Source organism: Tropicimonas aquimaris, assembly GCF_042676185.1.
GTDB lineage: Bacteria > Pseudomonadota > Alphaproteobacteria > Rhodobacterales > Rhodobacteraceae > Tropicimonas > Tropicimonas aquimaris.
In genome coordinates, this window is sequence record NZ_JBHTJT010000056.1 from 53,554 (window position 1) to 73,802 (window position 20,249).

A 20,249-nucleotide genomic window follows, 5' to 3' on the forward strand; every position below is an offset into this window, starting at 1 on the left:
CCGATTGGCAGAGCCTGGGTGCCAGCCTCAAGGGCTTGCGCCTTCACAGCCTCTTTTGTCCTCGGAGTGGATCGAAGCCCTCGGCTCGGTCAACGACAACCGACCCAGCCCATCCACGCCGCCGAAGGCGGCGCCCGGCCCAACGGGCAGGGTCGCATCTTCGATGCGGCTCTGGCGGGCGGGAGCCTACCGTCGCTCCCCCGTCACGCCCGACTTTTTTGGCGCACCGGCTGAACCTTGTCGGGACTGTTTGCGTCACGCAGCAGCCGTCCGTGCTTGCGCACCGCCGTTATGACCTCACCGAAAGTGCGATAGCCCTGCCCCTCCAGCATCGGGATCATCATCTCGAGCGCCGCCGCCGTGGCGATGGTGTCGCCCATGGCGGTGTGACGCGCCTCGGGAGGAATCACGACACCGAGGCGTTCGGTCAGGGCGTCGAGCGTGTGGGTCTCTGATTGCCCGAACACCACCGCCGAGAGTAGCACCGTATCGAGGACCGGGTGGTCGAAGCGGGCCCCAATCTCCCCTTCGTGGAGGCGCAGGAATTCCAGGTCGAAAGGCGCGTTGTGCGCGACCAGCACGGCATCCTGCGCGAAGGCGTGGAAACGGCGACCGACCGTCGCGATCGTGGGCGCAGAGGCAACCATCTCGTTGGTCACGTGATGCACCTCGGTGGCCGAAGCCGGGATCGGGCGTTCGGGGTTCACCAGGCTCTCGAACTCCTCGCCGGGGATCCGCTTGCCGCCAAGCAGGCGCAGCGCGGCTATCTGCACGATCTTGTCTCCAGAGGATGGCAGCAGCCCGGTCGTCTCGGTGTCGAACACTACGCAAGTCAGCTCGCGCAACGGCGTCTGGGCCAGCTCGCCGGTGGGTTCGCGGTCCATCAGGTCGAAATCATAGACCGCCGATCGCCGCACCGTCGCCGGTTGCGCCGAGATCGGCCAGGCCTCGGCCAAAGGCAGGCGGATCAGGTTGCGCCCGACCGCGCCGGCCTCGGGCCAGGCTTCGGTGGCATGGGCGGACAGAACCGTGCGACCGGTCACGTTCGCAAGCCCCACTTCCAGCGCCACGTCGAGCCAGCCGTCGAGCAGGCCGACCTGCAGCAGGCTGCCCTTCCAGCCGAGCGTGATCATGGCCCCGCCATTGCTGTCCTCAGAGATGCGGAGCGACAGGGCCGAGGCGCGGATCACCGAGACCAGCCGCTCGCAGAGGTGTCCGAGCAATGCGACGAGCTGGAAAGCGTCGCAGCGCAGCATCATCCGTTCTGCTTCGCCGGTCAGACGGATGCCCTCCAGACCGACTCGGGCAACGACGCTGTCGACGAGCTCGCTTGCTCGGATCTCATCCATCGGCCACCATCCGCCGCGCGCGCGATCGTAGCGCGTTCCGAGATCGGTGATGGCGTGGGTGAGCGCAGATACCTCTGACAGAAGCGCCGCGCGCCCCCCTTCGGCCGTATCCACCTCGCCCGCATCGAGAACGGTCTGCAGGTTGGCTGCCGGACGGCGGACCTTGTCGAACACATCCTCCAGGAGCGCCTCGCGCTCGGCATGGAGGGCCAGGTCGGCGGTGACGTCGCGCAGCGTCAGCACGTAGCCTGGCGCTTCCGCCCCGCGCTGCGGCAGCTTCACCAGGCGCATTCGGCCAGCCATCACATCGCCGGACTGGCTGGAGGCGCAGAGCACGTTGCAGGCGGCGTCGGCGTCCTCGCTCTGCAGCAGCCGGGCGAATGCGTTGCGCAGCGGCGCGGGGCGCAGGTAGTCGAGGATCGACCTGTCGAGCCCGGCCGAAACCTCGCCCGATAGCAGCTCCTGCGCATGGGCGTTGTAAAAGACGATCTGATGGTCGGAGGAGCACAGCACAACACCTGCCGGTACATCGGCCAGCAGCGCCTGAAGGCGTGCATTCTCCACCGCGAGCCGCGTCGTCTCGCGCTCGACCGCCTCGGCCAGCGCGTTCTTGGTTTCGGTCAGCGTACCGGTGATCGCCTTGGCCGCGGGGGCCAGATCACCCAGGTAACGCGCCGGTTCCTCGTCCAGTTCCTCCGCGATCTCGGCATGGGCGCGCGCCCGCATGCCGCCGGCGAGCTTCTGGATCGCCTTGGCAACGTGTTCGTCAAACAGGATCCAGATCCAGGCCACCAGTCCGAGGATGCCGAAGCCGGCCACCAGCCCGGCAAAGATGAACCCCGCCTTGATGCCGCTCTCCTCCACCCGGCGATAGCCGAGGATCTCGCCGAGGATCACGGCACCGATGCCGCCCACCGCGAGCAGGGCGAAGAACAGGAAGACGCGCAGGCGCAGGCTGAGCCTCGTTGCCAGCCAATCATGCATTGCTCGACTCCGACTCGCCTGCCAGCAAGGCACGGGTCCGTTCCAGCAGCTTCGAGAGATCGAAGGGCTTGGCGATGAACCCATCGGCGCCGAGCGCGAGCCCCTTGCGCTGCTCCATCGCGTTGCCACGGGCTGTCATGATCAGGATCTTGATCCCGGCCAGATCACGATCGGCGCGCACCGCCTGGCAGACCTCGTAGCCCGACATGGCTGGCAGCATGACGTCGAGCAGCACGAGGTCGGGACGCGTGTCGCGGATTGCCTTCAGGCCGGCCTCGCCATCGGTGGCTCGGGTCACCTCCATCCCCTCTCGCTTCAGCACATGGCTCAGCGCGAGCGCGATGTTGTCCTCGTCCTCGACGATCAGGATGCGGTCGGGTGCGTCGCTGGGCATGATGGTCAGGCCTCCTTGCATACGATGGAGAAGGTGGGGTCATCCTCGGGCACCGGCCCCCAGTCCGCCTTTGCGACAGCGCCACTCGCGTCGTATTCGACGGTATCGAGCAGCGGCGCCATGCGCCAGCCGTCGCAGTCGTAAACCAAGGGCACCACTTTCGGCCCCGACCAGCGGGCGAACAGCAGAAGGTTGGCCATCCGCTGTGCCGGAACGGCGTCGTTGGTCCGGATCGAGGCGAGATCGACGGCGGAGAACCGGTCCACCAGCGGCCAGAGATAGGTCCAGGGGCGCCAGGCTGCGCGGGCCTCGTGGGTGAAGGTCACCTCCACGCCCTCCGGAAATTCGGAGGTCGTCCGGTCGAACCAGCTGTATTCCATGTAGATCGTAAACCCGATGATCGCCACGCCCGCGGCAGCAGGCATCGTCCATCTAGGCAGCCGCCCGCCGCTGATCCGGTTGAGCAGGAGCACCGCGCCCGCAACGGCCACGCCTGCAACGATGGCTGCGATCAATTCAAAGAACATGGCCTCTCCCTGGATTACCCGGAACGTTACGCTCTACCGACGCATTCGATCGCCGGCCACTCTGCGGCCACGCCTCGGCGTGTCTAGCTCAAAATGCCCTTACCCTGCCCGACTGCCGATTGCATCGTCCGAACAACCACAAATGCATCACGCAGGTGACTGCGTTCGAGGTCGCTCAGATCAGAGGGCGGCATGAAGTTGTCCGGCTTCTGACCGGCGCGGATCTCGTCGGCCTGGCGGTTCAGGCGGGTCTCGGCGATCAGGTCGTAGGCGTCGAGCAGATCGTGCGCGCCGGAGCGCGAAATCGTGCCGTTGGCCTCCGCGGCCTCAAGCCGGGCGCGGGTGTTGACCTCGCTCAATCCAGCCTGCAACGCATAGACCCGCCCGAGGTCCACCACCGGCACCACGCCGTTCATCTTGAGGTCGATCTCGTTCTTGTGCTCGCCCGAGCGCACTGTGGCAAAACCGCGGAACAGGCCGAGCGGCGGCGTGTGCTTGAGCGAATTGGCGATCATGTGGCTGACAAAGATCGAGTTCTTGCGGGCTTCGGCCAGCGTCTCTTCCTTGAGATCCGCGAACAGCCGGGTCGCCCCGCCGATCGGGCGCAGGTCGAACATCACAGAGGCCAGCATCTGCGCCTCCGGATCCGGCTTGGCGATCCAGCCCCGGAAATAGCGGCGCCACACCGCCACGGGCTGCCGCCAGCGCGGGTTGGTCGCCATCATGTCGCCCGGGCAATAGAAGTACCCGCAAGTATCGAGCCCGTCGGAAACGAACTTCGCCAGTTTCTCGAAATAGGCAGCGTCGCCGGAGCGGGCGTTGTCGTCGATGATCAGGCAGTTGTCCTGGTCGGAGACACCGGTCTGCTCCTGCCGGCCCTGGGAGCCGCAGGCGAGCCAGAGATATTCCACCGGCGGCGCACCGAGGTCCGCCTCGGCCAGCGCCAGAAGCCGGCGCGTGACCGCATCGGCTATATCGGTAATCAGCCGGGTGACGACCTCGTGGCGGTTGCCGCCGCCCACGAGCTGGGCCAGCAGCTTCGGCAATCGCGCGGTGACCTTCGCCATGTCCTCTGCAGAGGCGGCCTCGGCAATCTCGTGGACCATCGAAGCCGAGCTGATCGCCTGAAAGCGGGTCAGGTCGGTCTGGGTGAGGATACCGACCACGCGTGCGCCCTCGGTCACAGTGACATGGCCGACCTTTCGCTCCAGCATTATGTTGAGCAGGTCCGAACCGAGCGCCGACGGCGGCAGGCTGGCCGGGTCGGCGGTCATGATCTCGCGCACCGGGGTGTCGCCGGCGAGGCCCTCGGCGACGGCCTTGGTCGCCATGTCGCGCAGGGTGACGATACCCACCAGCCGGTCCTCGGCCTCTGTAACCGCGAGGCACGAGACGCGGGTGTCCCGCATCAGCCCTGCGGCGGTGCGGATCGGCGTGGTCGGGTCGACGGTGATCGGGTTGCGGGCCATCAGGTCGCCCACCCGCTGGGTGGCAAGCTCGGCGCCGCGTTCCCGTGCAGGGCTGCGGCCACGGTCGAAGAAGCGGGCGAAGCTCGGCGCCTCGGTGATGAGCTCGTGGAAGGCGGCGGCCGGCAGAAGCAGCAACCGCGTCTCCTCGGCAGCACGCGCGTTTGTCAGCGCCTTGCCGTCGCGGATCAGCCCGCGTTCGCCGAAGGAATTGCGGCCGTGGAGGATCGAAACCGGGGCGTCGTTCTCGTCGGTTATTTCCACGGTGCCATGCTCGATCAGGAAAAGCCCGTCGAGCTGGTCCCCTGCGCCAAAGATCGGGCTCCCGGCCGTGGCGACCTTTTCCTGAAAGACCCCGGCGATCCGCTTCTGGGTCTCGCGGTCGAGGCTGTCATAGGGGTGAACGTGTTCGATGAACCTCAGGATTCGGGTATCTCGGTCGAGCGGGGAATCGGTCATCGTCGTTCCATCAGAATGAGGTTGGACCAAGAAAATGGCGCGCCCCTTCAGGGCAAAGGGACGCGCCGGCGTTGTGGAGCGGACAGGACCTCGCGGCCCTGCCCGATGCCTTCGGATCAGTGATCCGCAGCGGCGGCGCCTGCACCACGCGGGATACGCACGCTTTCGACCAAATCCTGGATCTCCTTCGGCGGCGCGGCGGTCGCGTTGGAGACGAGGATCGCGGCGGCGAAGTTCAGCAGCGCGCCGACGGCCCCGAAGGAGGTCGACTTGATGCCGAGGAACAGAGGAGCCGCATCGGTGTAGCTGTTGGTGTCCGGGATGAAGAACCAGCCCTTGTGCAGGAAGATGTAGATCACCGTCACGATCAGGCCGACCAGCATGCCGACCACGGCGCCCACGTTGTTCACCCGCTTGGAGAAGATCCCCATCATCAGTGCCGGGAAGATCGACGCTGCCGCGATACCGAAGGCCAGTGCAACCGTTTGGGCGGCGAAGCCCGGCGGGTTGAGACCCAGGTAGGTGGCAACCGCGATGGCCACCGCCATGGCGATCCGCGCCGACATCAGCTCGGAGGCCTCCGACATGTTCGGGGTCAACTGACCCTTCATCAGGTCGTGGGAGACGGCCGAGGAGATGGCCAGAAGCAGGCCGGCTGCGGTCGAGAGCGCGGCGGCGAGACCGCCCGCGGCGACCAGAGCCACAACCCAGCCAGGCAGGTTGGCGATTTCCGGGTTGGCCAGCACGAGGATGTCACGGTCGAACTTGGTCAGTTCGTTGCCGGTCCAGCCGCTCGACTCGGCGCGGGCCTGCATGTCCGCGTTCGCGTCGTTGTAGTACTGGATCTTGCCGTCGCCGTTCTTGTCCTCCCAGTTCAGCAGACCGGTCTTCTGCCAGGTCAGCATCCAGCTGTACTCGGGGCTGTTCTCGATGGTCTCGACGGAAACCGCCTCGCCCTGCGGACCTTCCGGCCAGAACTGGTTGGTGATGTTGTAGCGCGCCATCGCACCCACGGCCGGGGCCGTCAGGTAGAGCAGCGCGATGAACACCAGCGCCCAACCGGCCGACCAGCGTGCGTCGGCCACCGTCGGAACGGTGAAGAAGCGCATGATGACGTGCGGCAGACCGGCGGTGCCGATCATCAGCGACAGGGTGAACAGGACCATGTTCAGGACGTCGCTGTTGCGGGTGGTGTATTCGGCAAAGCCCAGCTGGGTGACGATATCGTCAATCTTGGCCAGCAGCGGCTCGCCGGAGGCAACTTCGTTGCCGAACAGGCCGAGCGGCGGCAGCGCGTTGCCGGTGAGCTGCATCGAGATGAAGATCGCCGGGATGGTGTAGGCGGTGATCAGCACGACGTACTGGGCCACCTGGGTGTAGGTCACACCCTTCATGCCGCCGAACACGGCATAGGCGAACACGACCGCGGCACCGATCAGCAGGCCGGTGGTGTTGCTCACCTCGAGGAAGCGGCCGAAGGCCACGCCCACGCCGGTCATCTGGCCGATCACGTAGGTGATCGAGGCGACGATCAGACAGATCACGGCCACAAGGCGCGCGGTCGGGCTGTAGAAGCGGTCGCCGATGAATTCCGGAACGGTGAACTTGCCGAACTTGCGCAGGTAAGGCGCGAGCATCAGCGCCAGCAGCACATAGCCGCCTGTCCAGCCCATGAGGAAGGTGGAGTTGTCATAGCCGACGAAGGCGATGAGGCCGGCCATGGAGATGAAGGAGGCGGCGGACATCCAGTCGGCGCCGGTTGCCATACCGTTCAGGACGGGGTGAACGCCCCGGCCGGCGGCATAGAATTCGGAGGTCGAGCCCGCGCGGGCCCAGATCGCGATACCGATGTAGAGCGCGAAGCTCGCACCGATGAAGATCCAGTTGAGTACGAATTGATCCATCTGTCCCTGTCCCCTTACTGCTCGTCGACGCCGTGTTCACGGTCGAGAGCGTTCATCCGCCAGGCGTAGAAGAAGATGATCGCCAGGAAGACGAGGATCGAGCCCTGCTGGGCGACCCAGAAGGCGAAGCCCGGCATGATTGGCTGCAGCAGAATGCCGAAGCCGAAGGGCACGATGGCCCAGATCACGAGGCACCAGGTGACGATACGAATGTTCGCCGCCCAGTACGCGTTGTTTTCAGGTTTGTCCGACATGCGGTCCTCCCTTTGGTTTCTCACTCCGCATCGTGCCTCCCGCGCGATACGACCCTTACCTTCCGGGCCTTGACCGGCCCGGTTGCGGGCAAGGGGAGCCTTCCCCCTGCCCCGCCGTTCAGGTTTTCGCCTGTTCGACGATCTCGTTGAGCCTTGCCGCAATCTCGGGGATCACGCCCATCGCCGCGACCTCCTGCAGTTGGCCGCGCTCCTGATAGAAGGCGATCAGCGGCGCGGTCTGCGCATGATAGGCCTCCAGCCGCGAGCGGACGGTTTCGGCATTGTCGTCGGCCCGGCGCTTGAACTCGGTGCCGCCGCAATTGTCGCAGACACCCTCGACCGCCGGCTTCTTGAAGCTGTCGTGATACCCTTCGCCGCAGGCGGCGCAGGTGTAGCGGCCCGAAACCCGCTCCACCATCGCCTCGTCCTCAACCTCGAGGCTGATCGCGGCGTTGATCTTCTGCCCGCGCTCGGTCAGCAGCGCATCGAGCGCCTCGGCCTGCGCAGTCGTGCGTGGGAAGCCATCGAGAATGACGCCGTTCTTAACGTCGTCATCCGCGAGGCGATCCTTGAGCACCGCAATCACGATCTCGTCGCTCACCAGCTGACCGGCCTCCATGACAGCCTTCGCGGCCTTGCCGGCTTCGGTGCCCGCCGCTACGGCCCCACGCAGCAGGTCGCCTGTGGAGAGCTGGACGAGGCCAAACTTCTCCTCGAGCATCCTCGCCTGGGTGCCCTTGCCGGCCCCCGGGGGGCCGAGAAGGATCAGGACGGGTGGGGTTCGTGCGTCGCTCATGACGTCATCCCTTGTTCATTCTGTTTTCAATCAGATCCTCGACGACTGACGGGTCGGCGAGGGTGGAGGTGTCTCCAAGGGATCCGTAGTCATTCTCGGCGATCTTGCGCAAGATGCGGCGCATGATCTTGCCGGAGCGTGTCTTTGGCAGGCCGGGGGCCCACTGGATGAGATCGGGGCTGGCGATCGGGCCGATCTCGTGTCGCACCCACTGCCGCAGCTCCTGGTAGAGCTCCTGGGTCGGCTCCACGTCGTTCATCAGAGTGACGTAGCAATAGATGCCCTGCCCCTTGACCGGATGCGGGTAACCGACCACCGCGGCCTCGGCGACCTTGGCATGGGCCACAAGCGCGCTCTCGACTTCGGCTGTGCCCATCCGGTGGCCCGAGACGTTGATGACGTCGTCGACCCGGCCGGTGATCCAGTAGTAGCCGTCCGCATCGCGGCGGCACCCGTCGCCGGAGAAGTAGTAGCCCTTGTAATCCGAGAAATAGGCCTGCTCGAAGCGGCCGTGATCATCCCAGACACCGCGCATCTGGCCCGGCCAACTGTCCTTCAGGCAGAGAACGCCCTCGGCCTCCACGGAGTCGATCTCCAGGCCGGATTGCGGATCGAGGATCACAGGCTGGACGCCGAAGAACGGCTTGGTGGCCGAGCCGGGCTTCGTCGAGATGGCGCCGGGCAGCGGCGTGATCAGGTGTCCACCGGTCTCGGTCTGCCACCAGGTATCGACGATCGGACATTTTCCCTTGCCGACCTTCTCGTTGTACCAGTTCCAGGCCTCGGGGTTGATAGGCTCGCCGACAGAGCCCAGCAGCTTGAGCGAGGAGAGGTCGTGCTTCTCGACCCACTCGTCCCCCTGCCCCATCAGCGCACGAATCGCGGTCGGCGCAGTGTAGAACTGGTTGACCTTGTGCTTCTCGCAGACTTCCCAGAACCGGCCCGGATCGGGATAGGTCGGAACGCCTTCGAACATCACGGTCGTGGCGCCGTTGGCCAGCGGGCCGTAGACGATGTAGCTGTGTCCGGTCACCCAGCCCACGTCCGCCGTGCACCAGAAGACGTCGCCGTCATGGTAGTCGAAGGTGTACTGGTGGGTCATCGCCGCGTAGACGAGATAGCCGCCTGTGCTGTGCACGACGCCCTTCGGATGGCCGGTGGAGCCGGAGGTGTAGAGGATGAACAGAGGATCTTCTGCGTTAATCTCGATCGGGTGCTGAACGTCCGAAGCCTCCAGCATCATCTCGCCATAGTCGAAATCACGGCCTTCGACCCAGGTGGTCTGCTCACGGGTGCGACGCACCATCAGCACCTTCGGATCGTGGATGCAGTGCAGCAGCGCGGCGTCGGTGTTGGACTTGAGCGGCGTCTTGCGGCCGCCACGCGGCGCGTAGTCGGCAGTGATGACGAGCTTGGCGTCGCAGCCATTGACCCGGGCGGCCAGCGCATCGGGCGAGAAACCGGCAAACACGATCGAATGCACCGCGCCGATCCGTGCACAGGCGAGCATCGCATAGGCGGCCTCGGGAATCATCGGCAGGTAGATCACCACCCGGTCGCCCTTGCGAATTCCCAGCTGTTCCAGAACGTTGGCGAGCTTGCTGACCTGGTTGTGCAGCTGGCGGTAGGTGATGTACTGCGCTGGTTCGTGGATATCGTCAGGCTCGAAAATGATCGCGGTCTGGTTGCCGCGCTTCTTGAGATGCCGGTCGACGCAGTTGGCCGCGACATTGAGCGTGCCGTCCTCGAACCACTTGATCGAGATGTTGCCCGGTTCGAAAGAGGTGTCCTTCACCTTGGAATAGGGCTTGATCCAGTCCAGGCGCTTGCCGTGCTCACCCCAGAACGCCTCCGGGTCGCTGATCGAGGCGGCATACATCTTCTCGTAGGTGGCGGCATCGATATGCGCCTTGGCTTTGAAGTTCTCGGGAATCGCGCCGACTTCGGGCGCGGCGGCGGCCTTGGCTTTTACGGACATGGGTCTCCCTCCCTGTAGCTGTGCTGCGCAACGCTAGGAGAAAGGCGGCCTCTGGTCAGCAAAACTGTTCGCCCCGCCTCCTCCCGAGAAGCGAATTGCCGGCACCATAACCCAATCGTCAAGAAACACGTAAGCCTTTTTTTAATAAGGTTTTTTCTGTAAATATTTTGACGACCAGCACGAGGCATTTGTAAAATTTTTATCCGGAAATCAAAAAAAACCACGCCGTGACAAGTGCTTGAATGGAACAAAGGAGAGGAAAATTCCGCCCCGCGCCGCGACACGCGAGCGCAGCATTCCTGCGCTGCAGCCCCCTGTTGACGCTGCGACAAATACGCCTGCCGCGCCTCTGATTGGAAGATTGTTACTCCGGGCCGACTCACTCGAGAGAATCGGTCCGGCTGATTCCCTCGCGCGCAGCGTCCAGTCGCGTCGCGCCGAAGTTGCCCCGTGCTCCGGTCAGTCGGCCTGCCAGCGTCCTTCGAACGCCTCGGGGATCAGCAGCACGCTGCGGTCCAGATCCTCGATCCGCTTGCGGCCACAGAGCGCCATGTTGGTGTCCAGTTCCTTGCGGATCACCTCCAGCGCGTCCATCACACCCTGCTCGCCATTGGCGCCGAGGCCATACACGAAGGCACGGCCGATGTACGTGCCCTGCGCCCCCATCGCCAAAGCCTTCAGCACGTCCTGGCCGGAGCGAATGCCGCTGTCCAGGTGCACCTCGATCTCGCCCCCCACCTCGTCGAGGATCGGCCGCAGCATGCGGATCGAGGACAGAGCGCCGTCGATCTGCCGTCCGCCGTGGTTGGACACGACGATGGCATCGGCACCGACCTTCACCGCCATCCGGGCGTCCTCGGGGTCGAGGATGCCCTTGAGGATCGTCTTGCCGCCCCACATCTGGATCAGCTTTTCCACCTTCGCCCAGTCGAGCGCGTGGTCGAACTGCTTGGCGGTCCATTCATAGAGTCGCGAGGGATCGTCGAGCCCCGTCACATGGCCGATGATATTGCCAAAGGACCGCCGCTCGGTGCCCAGCATCCCCAGCCCCCAGGACCATTTGGTGGACAGGTCCATCCAGTTCTTCAGAGTCGGCTTGGGCGGAGCGGACAGCCCGTTCTTCAGGTCCTTGTGACGCTGGCCGATCATCTGCAGGTCGAGCGTGATCACCAGCGCGGAGCAGCCGGCATCCTTGGCGCGCTGAATCAGCCGGCGGACGAAATCCTCATCGGTCATGGTGTAGAGCTGGAACCAGAACGGCTTGCGCGTCTTCTCCGCCACGTCCTCGATGGAGCAGATCGACATGGTCGAGAGCGTGAACGGCACGCCGAAACGCTCGGCCGCGCGGGCGGCGTGGATCTCGCCATCGGCGTGCTGCATGCCAAGCAGGCCCACGGGTGCCAGCGCGACGGGCATCTCAACCTTCTGGCCGGCCATCTCGGTCGCGGTGGATCGACCGGTCATGTCGACGGCCACGCGCTGACGCAGGCGGATCTGCTCGAAATCCGAGCTGTTCTCCCGGAACGTCTGCTCGGTCCAGCTGCCGGATTCCGCGTAATCGTAAAACATCTTCGGCACGCGGCGGCGATAGATGCGCTTGAGATCTCCGATATTGGTGATGACGGTCATGTGCGGCGCCCTCCCCGCGCGATATTGGTTAGGTTCGCTTACCAATTCGGCGAGGGTCACACAACTGCGCGGATGCAGGACTCATTGTCTCGGGGGCTGCCCGCCCACAACCGTCGAGGCCCATCGGGCATCGACGCACCCGGCGATGTTTTTCAACAGATAATGGACGATCAGGCGCGGTGTGCGCCGTCCGCCAATCCCTTCACGAAGTCGAGGATCTCGGGGACGGGACGCCCCTCCCCGATCAGCTTGACGATCGCGGAGCCAACGACAGCTCCATCGGCCACGGAGGCGATGGCCTGCGCCTTTTCAGGCGAGTTGATGCCAAAGCCCACGATCACGGGGATGTCCGTGGCCACCTTGATGCGCGCCACTTCCGGTCCCACGTCGGTCGCCTGCGCCTCGGCAGAACCGGTAATGCCGGTGATCGAGACATAGTAGAGAAAGCCGGAGGTTTTCTGCAGCACCTTGGGAAGCCGCTTGTCATCGGTGGTGGGCGTGGCGAGGCGGATGAAGTTGAGCCCCGCCTTCTGGGCCGGAATGCACAGCTCCTCGTCCTCTTCCGGCGGCAGGTCCACCACGATCAGACCGTCGATCCCGGCGGCCTTCGCATCCTCGAGGAAGCGGTCGACGCCACGGTTGTAGATCGGGTTGTAGTAGCCCATCGCAACGATCGGCGTGGTCTGGTCGACCTCGCGGAAGGCGGTGGCCATGTCGAGCGTCTTCTGCAGGGTCTGGCCGCCGTCGAGCGCGCGCTGGCCCGCAAGCTGGATCGTCGGGCCGTCGGCCATCGGATCGGTAAAGGGAACACCCAGCTCGATGATGTCGACCCCGGCGCCCGGCAGGCCCTTCACGATCTCCAGCGAGGTCTCGTAATCCGGATCGCCCGCCATGACATAGGCGACAAAGGCTTTCTTGCCCTCGGCATTCAGGCGCTGGAAGGTATCGTCGATCCGGGTCATGGCATCCTCGCAAGTGGTCCGGCACCACTTGCAGAATGCGGAAGGGAAAATCAAGGCGCGAGCAACGGCCGCCCCACGTCGGGTATTTGCCAAGTTGGCTTGCGGCACACCGCGCGGGACACTAGAAGGCGGCGAGTTTTTCCGAAGGGGACCGACATGGGCTTCAAGACCGGTATCGTGGGCCTGCCGAACGTCGGCAAATCCACCCTGTTCAACGCGCTCACGCGGACGGCGGCCGCCCAAGCGGCGAATTTCCCGTTCTGCACCATCGAGCCGAACGTCGGCGAGGTCGCCGTGCCGGACCCTCGGCTCGAGAAGCTGGCGGCGATCGCCAAGTCCAAGCAGATCATCCCCACCCGTATGACCTTCGTCGACATCGCGGGTCTTGTGAAGGGTGCCTCCAAGGGCGAGGGCCTCGGCAACCAGTTCCTCGCCAACATCCGCGAATGCGACGCCATCGCCCATGTGCTGCGCTGTTTCGAAGACGGCGACGTGACCCATGTCGACGGCCGTGTCGATCCAGTGGCCGACGCGCAGACCATCGAGACCGAGCTGATGCTGGCCGACATGGAGAGCATCGAAAAGCGCCTGCAGAACCTGGTGCGCAAGGTGAAGGGCGGCGACAAGGACGCGCTGCAGCAGGAACGCCTGCTCAAGGCCGCGCTCGCCGCTCTGGAAGATGGCAAGCCGGCACGGGCCGTAGAGGTCACCGAGGAGGACGCGAAGGCCTGGAACATGCTGCAGCTCCTGACCACGAAGCCGATTCTCTATGTCTGCAACGTCGCGGAGGACGAAGCGGCGACGGGCAACGCCCACACCGCGGCGGTCGAGAAGATGGCCGCCGAACAGGGCGCCGCAACGGTGGTGATCTCGGCCAAGATCGAGGAAGAGATCAGCCAGCTCGACCCCGAGGAAGCGGAGATGTTCCTTTCCGAGCTGGGCCTCGAGGAAGCCGGCCTCGACCAGCTGATCCGCGTCGGCCACAACCTCCTCGGCCTGCAGACCTATTTCACTGTCGGCCCAAAGGAAGCCCGCGCCTGGACGATCCACAAGGGCGACGCCGCCCCGAAGGCCGCCGGCGTGATCCACGGCGATTTCGAGCGCGGCTTCATCCGCGCGGAAACCATCGCCTATGACGACTATGTCGCGCTCGGCGGCGAACAGGGCGCCAAGGAAGCCGGCAAGATGCGGGTCGAGGGCAAAAGCTACATCGTCAAGGACGGCGACGTCCTGCACTTCCTGTTCAACGCCTGACCCGGGCCATGCCGGCCCGCCTGAGGCGCGGGCGGACCGGCTTTTCTGCGGAGCAAAGTTCCGGCTTGACCGCACCGCACGATACGCTTAGGTCGTCGTCACCCTTCGGCGAGTTGGCGGAGTGGTGACGCAGCGGATTGCAAATCCGTGTACACCGGTTCGATTCCGGTACTCGCCTCCAATACTTTCAATGACTTGCGCCACTCCTGCGTTCCTTCTGCTCGAGTTTTGAAACGGCAATTGAAACATTCACGTTCCGGACTTGTTCTGTTCCATGCGATTGCGAGCCTCTTGCGCTCGCGTTGCCAAAACTTTCTGTCTGACTTGGCCTCCGTACTTTTTCAGCATCTCCACGCCCGAGTGGCCGGTGACGGCCTTGACCATCTCGTCGTCGCAGCCAGCCACGTAGAGTTCTATGGTTGCGTTCTTTCGCAGCCCGTGCGTGACGTATTTTGAAGCTTCTGGGTGCCGCATCGTCGCCTTCACCTTCCGCATTTCCTCTGCCACCGTGCGGTACCGTACAGGGCGACCGCTTTTGTCCGTGATGACCGTCAGGCCCTTTTTCTCCACCGCGCCCAGATGCGCCTTGAGACGGTCTGTCAGGGGTATCCACAACGGTTTGTCGGTCTTGCCTTGGGTGAAGTCATAGGCCCCGTCATTGATATGGTCCCAGCGGATTTTCAGAACGTCCCCGATCCGCTGGCCTGTGCCGATACACAGTTCATAGACCAGCCGTGCGCGGGGCGTTGCCACGGCTTCAAATTCGGCCCTTACATCATCTGGCCAGGGTTCCCAGCCGTCGCTTTCCTGTTTGAAAAGAGGAATTCCCTTGGCCGGGTTGCCGTGCTCTTTCTTGAGGAAGCCGATCAGCCTTGCATGGTTCATCAGGACCACCATAACTTGCACCAAGTAATTCGCCTGCCGCCAATGCTCGGCGTTGGCGCGGTGCAGTTCATAGACGTGATGCGGCTCGATCTTGGCCGGGTCTTTTGCCCCCCAGATCGTACGGATATGGCCAATGTACCTCCGGTAATCGGCCTTGGTACGGGGCTTCAGTTTCTTAAAGGCATCGCTTTCATAGTAACTGAGGATCAGCGACTCGAAGTTCCGCTTTGATGGGATCGGCTCCCGGCCTTTCAGCAATCGGTTGTAGTGGTCCCAGAACTCTGGTGTTCCGGGCTGTTCCTTCATCATCACGGATTGGCCGCGCGCCCGGCGAATGAACCGAACGTAACCGCGATCAAAATAGACGTGCTTGGGCAGATCCTTCTTGGTCATTTGCCCATCCTCAAATCGCCAGCCAGGAAGTCGTCGGAGGCATCCTGACTGGTCTTCCCGGCGATGATTTCGACAGTTGTGTCTGGTAGGACGCGCACCATCCAATCGGAAATCCCGGCCGCCTGCATCGCACCGGCCAGATTAGCAAGATCAGATTTTCTAAGGATTGAGCGAGGTCGTGCCATCAGCGACACTCCCCCAAAAACCCAGCGCACTTTACCTCCAGCGAGGCAAGCGATGCGACAAAGCTCATAGAGCCCTTTCTCGGCCCTATGTCGCAACCCCACAGGACCGGTTCTACCGGGATACGTGAAGTATGCGCCTCCTTGGAGCACTGTTCAAGTAGATGAAGCGCAAGCATCTCAGTCGGCCTCCCCACGTTCACCATCGAAAATGGCAATGGCGATCTTTGAGATCTCAACAGTCGTGAACTCGCGGGTCACCCGAAGGCCCTTCCCGCTCACCATGCCGTGCATGAGCAGTTCCATCTGTTGATCCAGCAGCTCGATCTGGCGCCTCTGGTCAGCGGGGCTATCTCGGCCCAACTCCATCCGCTCTTCCCACAAACGGTCGTACTCCGCCGCAGACTCGCGATCATGGAAGACGACCACCTCCCCTTCGGCATGAACGCTGGTGGTTTTGTGGTCCTCGGATAAGCGAACCAAAATGGTTGGCTCCATTGGAATGCCGGAGTTCCAGCAGTAGGGGTCAAGTTTGGCATCCTCGACCTTCCAAAGATCGAAGAGCCGCTCGACAAGCGTTCCAAAGGTCGTTTGGTCGTCAACACGGCAAAGGCTGAGAACGCTGAGTTCAGTTACCTCCACCTCTTCGCAAGGCAACTGCGAGCTGTAGAACTCGAACGCCGGAACCACCTTGCTTGGGGGCTCGCCCGTCAGGAGCGCAATCGAGATGTTTGCTGCGTCCCTCGCAGTCATGTGAGGCGCGTTTACGCCCCGAGCGCCAGTGGTAAGGTAACCGGCTTCGCGTAACGCGCGAGCGATCACCTGAACCGTCTTGCGCTCTACGCCGAACACTTCGGCAACCCGATCAAGGAAGGGACCCTGTTTCATGATCCATCTAATGGCGCAGCACACACTTAGGGTCAAGACCTAAATGCGCAGCACGCATCAAGACGTTCGCGGGCTGTGGAATGCACCGGCCCCGAGGTTGCCCTCGTGCCGGTGCTGCGCCGCGCCCCCTCACAGAAAAGGGCCGCGCGCTGTCGGGGTTCTGACGTGACTGCCCGACTATACCGGATCGCTTGGCGTCATGATTCCGCGCGCGATCAGCGCAATTGACCTAGTTGCCCCGCGACATGAGCAATTCCGGGCCAAATCGATTGATTGTCGCCCAAGTCGAACACGACACTGAGCCTTTGATCATGGTGCATCGGGCAGTGATCTCCTTCATCCTGTCGGAGTGAGTTGTAAGCATGGGTGTCTGTATGTTTGGTTTTATTGGTATCGAGTTGGTCGTATTTCTCTCTGTGATCGCGCTGTTTTTGCTGTTGCCGAAACCGGAGTGACGCTTGCCATCCTCGGCCCCTTCTGAGGCGAGCGGCCGGCCCTGAGACAGCACCAGCCCTATTCCCAATCGACCAGCTTCATCGCCGGCCGCATGTCAAGCTCGGCTTCCTTGGCTTGCGCCAGGGCGCACACAATCTCTGTCAGTGCACGCGCCCTGCCCCCGGCATCGAACGCCTGCAGCGGCCGCATCACGTCGACTGCAACCAAAGCGCCGACCTTCCTCAGGTCTCCCCTCGTCATCATCAGAATAGATGCAGAAGATGGTCACGCACATGCCCAACGGTGGGATCTGGATCAATCCAACACGCCGCCATTGCCGCGGTGTTGATTTCCGGAACTGTCCCTACTGCTCGGCGACCGCCATCTGGGACCTAGCACTTGGTTGTGCCGGGGGTCCAGCAGATGCCTGCGAGACTTGGCACTGTGGCTTCCCCCAAGTTCTGCTATCCCAAAATTCCAAAATGACGCACGTAAAGTCCTACCGCTACGGCAAGAGAAAGAACAACAATCACTCGCATGTCTTTCTGGTTCTTCGCGATCTCTACAAGATGCTGATTAGATACTCTGATTTCAGCGGAAATTTCTTGCAAAAGATCGTATTGATCTCTGCGGATGATTTCCAACTTACGCGCTGCACGGCTATCGTCAAACGTCTCACGCTCTCGAAGATTCTGTTCCAGGCTAGACAAGTAGTTTGCCGCATCGGTAAGTTTCTTGGTCTCATCGCCCCTACTCATTCCAGCTCCTCCGGAGTTAGCATATCCTCGACACTCCCACTAATTTTGACCACGCGCCGTCCTGTTTTCGGGGGAGCAACACTGACGGTCACCCCTGATCGAGCGTACACTTCCAGCAGAGCCAGTTTGATCGCGTAAGGATGCCATCCATCTCCCTGCGCCGCCAAAAGCCAAATTGCGCTGACGAGGCCTAACTGGCTCTTTTGAAACACGGTTCAGCCGTCGTCGTGCCGAAGCCCAGCGAACACCGGGTCGAACAGATGCGCTAGCTGCCGTGCGGCCGTCGCACTCAGGTGATTGCTGTCTCGAAGGAACGGCGTACCGTTCTCGAGTGTAAACCGGCAGGATTCGGGCCCGCACACTTCTTGATCTAGCCGGATCGGCAAGACGTCATGATCCGCAACGATCCGGTCGTATCCCGCGACGATCTCGGCCGTCCGAGCGTCATAGACTTCGCGAGAAAGGACGTGCTCGCCAAAGCCACCCCCCCATGTCGATGAACGAAGGATCATGTCCGGAACACGCGTTCCTGCCTCCGGGATCGGATAGACCAGTGCGACCCGCTTCCCGCTTTCTTGCAGCGAGACGATCGCGGCTTCGAGGCGATCGAGAAAGAAGGAGGTTCGATTTGCGTCTGGCGCGAGAGGCCCGCTGCGCGGTCCGATTAAGAGTGGTCTTCGATCACGTTCGCCCATGCCATAATCGACCCAGCCATGGGCGTACATTTGCGCCCGGAACGTGAAGACCACCATCTGGATATCGGAACTGTTCAGGATTTCCGGGATCGTGGCATCGAGATACCCCGTGCAATCATGATCGTGACCGATCCAGTAGACTTGGAAGTCCGGGAAGCCGGGGCAACCGTCATGGGCGTAGAGGGCCACCGGGACTCCGTGTGATTGCCCGGCGGTATCTAGCGCAGGAATTAATGCGGGACCGAAGCTGTCGCCCCAGAGCGCAATGGTCGCCGGACCTGCGTCGGTCGCGCCGTAGATGCAGGGCGTGCCCCAGGACCGGTCTCGCTTCTTGCTGCGGAAGCACTCCCCGATACGCGGGTCGCGATCATGTACGAATGCGGCCACGCCCTGCAGTTCATCCGGCAGTCGCCCAGGCAACCCATTGCTGAGCACGACGGCTCCGGAAAGTGAAATGATCCCTGCCATCGCACCGCCCGCGCCCCAGAAAACCGCCCGGTTCTGACCGATCTGCCCTGCCGGGCGGCGGAAAGGTCGCTCGACATAGCGTAGGCTGAGCGCCGCAAGCCCCAACGAGAGAATGAACAGGACCGTGGCTTCGACCAGATCGGGCATGCTCATGGTCGCGTAGACAAAGAACACGACCACCGGCCAGTGCCAAAGGTAGAGCGAGTAGGACATCTTGCCGATCCACACCGGAACCATCGACGAGAGCATCCGGCTGACAACAGTAGGGCCGAACCGGCCTGCATGCAGTATCAGCGCTGCGCCGAGCGTTGGTGCCAAAGCTGCAACGCCGGGAAAGGTCGTCGTGCGGTCGAACGTAAGCGCAGCGTAGAGTATCAACCCGATCCCGAGTGTTGCGGCAGCCTCGCGCCCGCCCCGGTCGGTGAGCTTCGGACCAACGCCATAGGCCAGCAGTGCGCCAAGTCCGAGTTCCCATGCTCGCCATGGTAGCAGGTAGTAGGCGGCACTCGCCATCTGCGCGGTGGTCAGGACGCTCAACGCGAAAGACAAAAGCGTGAGGCCTCCGATCCATATCACCGGCCTACGCCCCCACCGGGCGAGCAGGAGGAGCAGAATTGGAACGATGATGTAGAACTGCTCCTCGATGGCAAGTGACCAGGTATGTAGAAGCGGTTTGCTGTAAGCCGCCGCTTCGAAATAGCCAGCTTCAAGGAAAAACAGTACATTGGAGGCAAACAACGTGGCGCTCGCAGCACTCAGAGCGGTGTTTTTCAGATCTTCGGGTGTGAACAGCAGTGTCGCTACAACCATGATGACCGTCATGGACACGAAGAGTGCCGGAAGGATGCGCAGGACACGCCGCTCGAAAAAATCTAGGATTGAGAAGCGACCGTCCTCGATCTCGCGGCGTAGGATCGACGTTATGAGGAAGCCGGATATGACGAAGAACACGTCGACGCCGATGAAGCCACCGGACACGGCAGAAGCACCGTAATGGAAGAAGACCACCTGCAGGACTGCAACACTTCGCAAACCATCAATATCGGGTCGGTATCTAATCACTGACATCGCTACTCACTAACCAATTTAACCCGCTCATTCCCGAGCGATCTCTATGTAGCGTTATGCTGCCGTCGGAAGTGCCTTCTGACAAGGTTTTTCGGACCTGAAGCTGCCTGATGCTGGAGCAGCGGACTGCTGCACCAGGAACGGCAAGTTCGCCGACCATGGAGACATCTGATTGAAATGATCAGATGACTGCTGGGAGCCCGAAGCGGACGCAGAGCGTTGCCCTATCCCTTTGTCTTTCAACGCGTCCCTGAACCAGTCGGCGTCATAGCCACGATCCCCGAGCAACCAGTCGACCTTTGGCAGGCTGCTGAGCAGCGCCCGCGCGCCGATGTAGTCGCTGACTTGGCCGGCGGTGACGAACAGGTTGAGCGGCCGCCCTTGGCTATCGCAGATGGCATGCAGTTTGGTGTTCATGCCGCCCTTGGCCCGACCGATCAGGCGTCCACGCCCCCCTTATGGATGGCCCGCCCCTCCGCCGACGCCTGTGTAGGATGTCGGTGTTCAGATATGGAAAGGAA

General features: G+C 62.8%; 17 protein-coding genes, 1 tRNA gene and 1 pseudogene. 2 read left to right on the forward strand and 17 right to left on the reverse strand.

What is annotated here, in order from left to right; all coding sequences use genetic code 11:
- Window positions 1-203: 203 nt before the first annotated feature.
- From ACFQ2S_RS22970 to trpA, 10 genes are all read right to left on the reverse strand, one after another.
- Window positions 204-2,333, reverse strand: coding sequence for a 3'-5' exonuclease (locus ACFQ2S_RS22970; RefSeq protein ID WP_386078558.1), 2,130 nt, complete (start codon window positions 2,331-2,333; stop codon window positions 204-206).
- Window positions 2,326-2,727 carry a response regulator transcription factor gene (locus tag ACFQ2S_RS22975; RefSeq protein ID WP_386078561.1) on the reverse strand — a complete coding sequence of 134 codons (402 nt, stop codon included), beginning with the start codon at window positions 2,725-2,727 and terminating at the stop codon, window positions 2,326-2,328. Before ACFQ2S_RS22975 ends, ACFQ2S_RS22970 begins: the two co-directional genes overlap by 8 nt.
- Before the next feature lie 5 nt (window positions 2,728-2,732).
- Entirely contained in the window at window positions 2,733-3,254 is a 522-nt protein-coding gene (locus ACFQ2S_RS22980; RefSeq protein ID WP_386078563.1) for a hypothetical protein, read from the reverse strand.
- Window positions 3,255-3,337: 83 nt separating this feature from the next.
- Window positions 3,338-5,179: a DUF294 nucleotidyltransferase-like domain-containing protein gene (locus ACFQ2S_RS22985; RefSeq protein WP_386078566.1), complete on the reverse strand. Its 1,842-nt coding sequence runs from the start codon at window positions 5,177-5,179 to the stop codon at window positions 3,338-3,340.
- A 116-nt stretch (window positions 5,180-5,295) separates the two neighbouring features.
- Window positions 5,296-7,083, reverse strand: a complete 1,788-nt coding sequence (locus ACFQ2S_RS22990) for a sodium:solute symporter family protein (protein ID WP_386078569.1) — start codon at window positions 7,081-7,083, stop codon at window positions 5,296-5,298.
- A gap of 14 nt (window positions 7,084-7,097) precedes the next feature.
- Entirely contained in the window at window positions 7,098-7,337 is a 240-nt protein-coding gene (locus ACFQ2S_RS22995; RefSeq protein ID WP_386078571.1) for a DUF4212 domain-containing protein, read from the reverse strand.
- 118 nt (window positions 7,338-7,455) lie between these two features.
- Window positions 7,456-8,133, reverse strand: a complete 678-nt coding sequence (locus ACFQ2S_RS23000) for an adenylate kinase (RefSeq protein ID WP_386078573.1) — start codon at window positions 8,131-8,133, stop codon at window positions 7,456-7,458.
- A gap of 4 nt (window positions 8,134-8,137) precedes the next feature.
- Complete coding sequence (gene acs / locus ACFQ2S_RS23005) at window positions 8,138-10,111, reverse strand: acetate--CoA ligase (RefSeq protein ID WP_386078576.1); 1,974 nt, start codon at window positions 10,109-10,111, stop codon at window positions 8,138-8,140.
- Between the two features lie 459 nt (window positions 10,112-10,570).
- The gene (locus ACFQ2S_RS23010) at window positions 10,571-11,740 is read right to left on the reverse strand and encodes an alpha-hydroxy acid oxidase (RefSeq protein ID WP_386078578.1); all 1,170 of its coding nucleotides are present in this window, start codon (window positions 11,738-11,740) and stop codon (window positions 10,571-10,573) included.
- Between the two features lie 170 nt (window positions 11,741-11,910).
- Complete coding sequence (gene trpA, locus ACFQ2S_RS23015) at window positions 11,911-12,702, reverse strand: tryptophan synthase subunit alpha (protein ID WP_386078580.1); 792 nt, start codon at window positions 12,700-12,702, stop codon at window positions 11,911-11,913.
- A gap of 156 nt (window positions 12,703-12,858) precedes the next feature.
- Here trpA and ychF point away from each other — a divergent pair, with 156 nt between their 5' ends.
- A complete protein-coding gene (ychF, locus tag ACFQ2S_RS23020; protein ID WP_386078583.1) occupies window positions 12,859-13,956 on the forward strand; it encodes a redox-regulated ATPase YchF in 1,098 nt (365 codons plus the stop codon).
- 107 nt (window positions 13,957-14,063) lie between these two features.
- Window positions 14,064-14,137, forward strand: a tRNA-Cys gene (locus ACFQ2S_RS23025).
- Window positions 14,138-14,205: 68 nt separating this feature from the next.
- On the opposite strand, the gene ACFQ2S_RS23030 is transcribed toward ACFQ2S_RS23025, so the two are convergent.
- The 7 genes and pseudogenes from ACFQ2S_RS23030 to ACFQ2S_RS23060 all read right to left on the reverse strand — a co-directional run.
- Entirely contained in the window at window positions 14,206-15,234 is a 1,029-nt protein-coding gene (locus ACFQ2S_RS23030) for a site-specific integrase (RefSeq protein ID WP_386078586.1), read from the reverse strand.
- Complete coding sequence (locus ACFQ2S_RS23035; RefSeq protein WP_386078589.1) at window positions 15,231-15,419, reverse strand: hypothetical protein; 189 nt, start codon at window positions 15,417-15,419, stop codon at window positions 15,231-15,233. Before ACFQ2S_RS23035 ends, ACFQ2S_RS23030 begins: the two co-directional genes overlap by 4 nt.
- A gap of 177 nt (window positions 15,420-15,596) precedes the next feature.
- Window positions 15,597-16,304, reverse strand: a complete 708-nt coding sequence (locus tag ACFQ2S_RS23040) for a hypothetical protein (RefSeq protein ID WP_386078592.1) — start codon at window positions 16,302-16,304, stop codon at window positions 15,597-15,599.
- A 513-nt stretch (window positions 16,305-16,817) separates the two neighbouring features.
- Window positions 16,818-16,967, reverse strand: a complete 150-nt coding sequence (locus ACFQ2S_RS23045; RefSeq protein ID WP_386078594.1) for a hypothetical protein — start codon at window positions 16,965-16,967, stop codon at window positions 16,818-16,820.
- 236 nt (window positions 16,968-17,203) lie between these two features.
- Window positions 17,204-17,497, reverse strand: coding sequence for a hypothetical protein (locus ACFQ2S_RS23050; protein WP_386078597.1), 294 nt, complete (start codon window positions 17,495-17,497; stop codon window positions 17,204-17,206).
- 215 nt (window positions 17,498-17,712) lie between these two features.
- Window positions 17,713-19,728: an acyltransferase family protein gene (locus ACFQ2S_RS23055; RefSeq protein ID WP_386078599.1), complete on the reverse strand. Its 2,016-nt coding sequence runs from the start codon at window positions 19,726-19,728 to the stop codon at window positions 17,713-17,715.
- A 225-nt stretch (window positions 19,729-19,953) separates the two neighbouring features.
- Window positions 19,954-20,184, reverse strand: a pseudogene (locus ACFQ2S_RS23060) (transposase); the annotation flags it as partial.
- Window positions 20,185-20,249 lie beyond the last annotated feature (65 nt).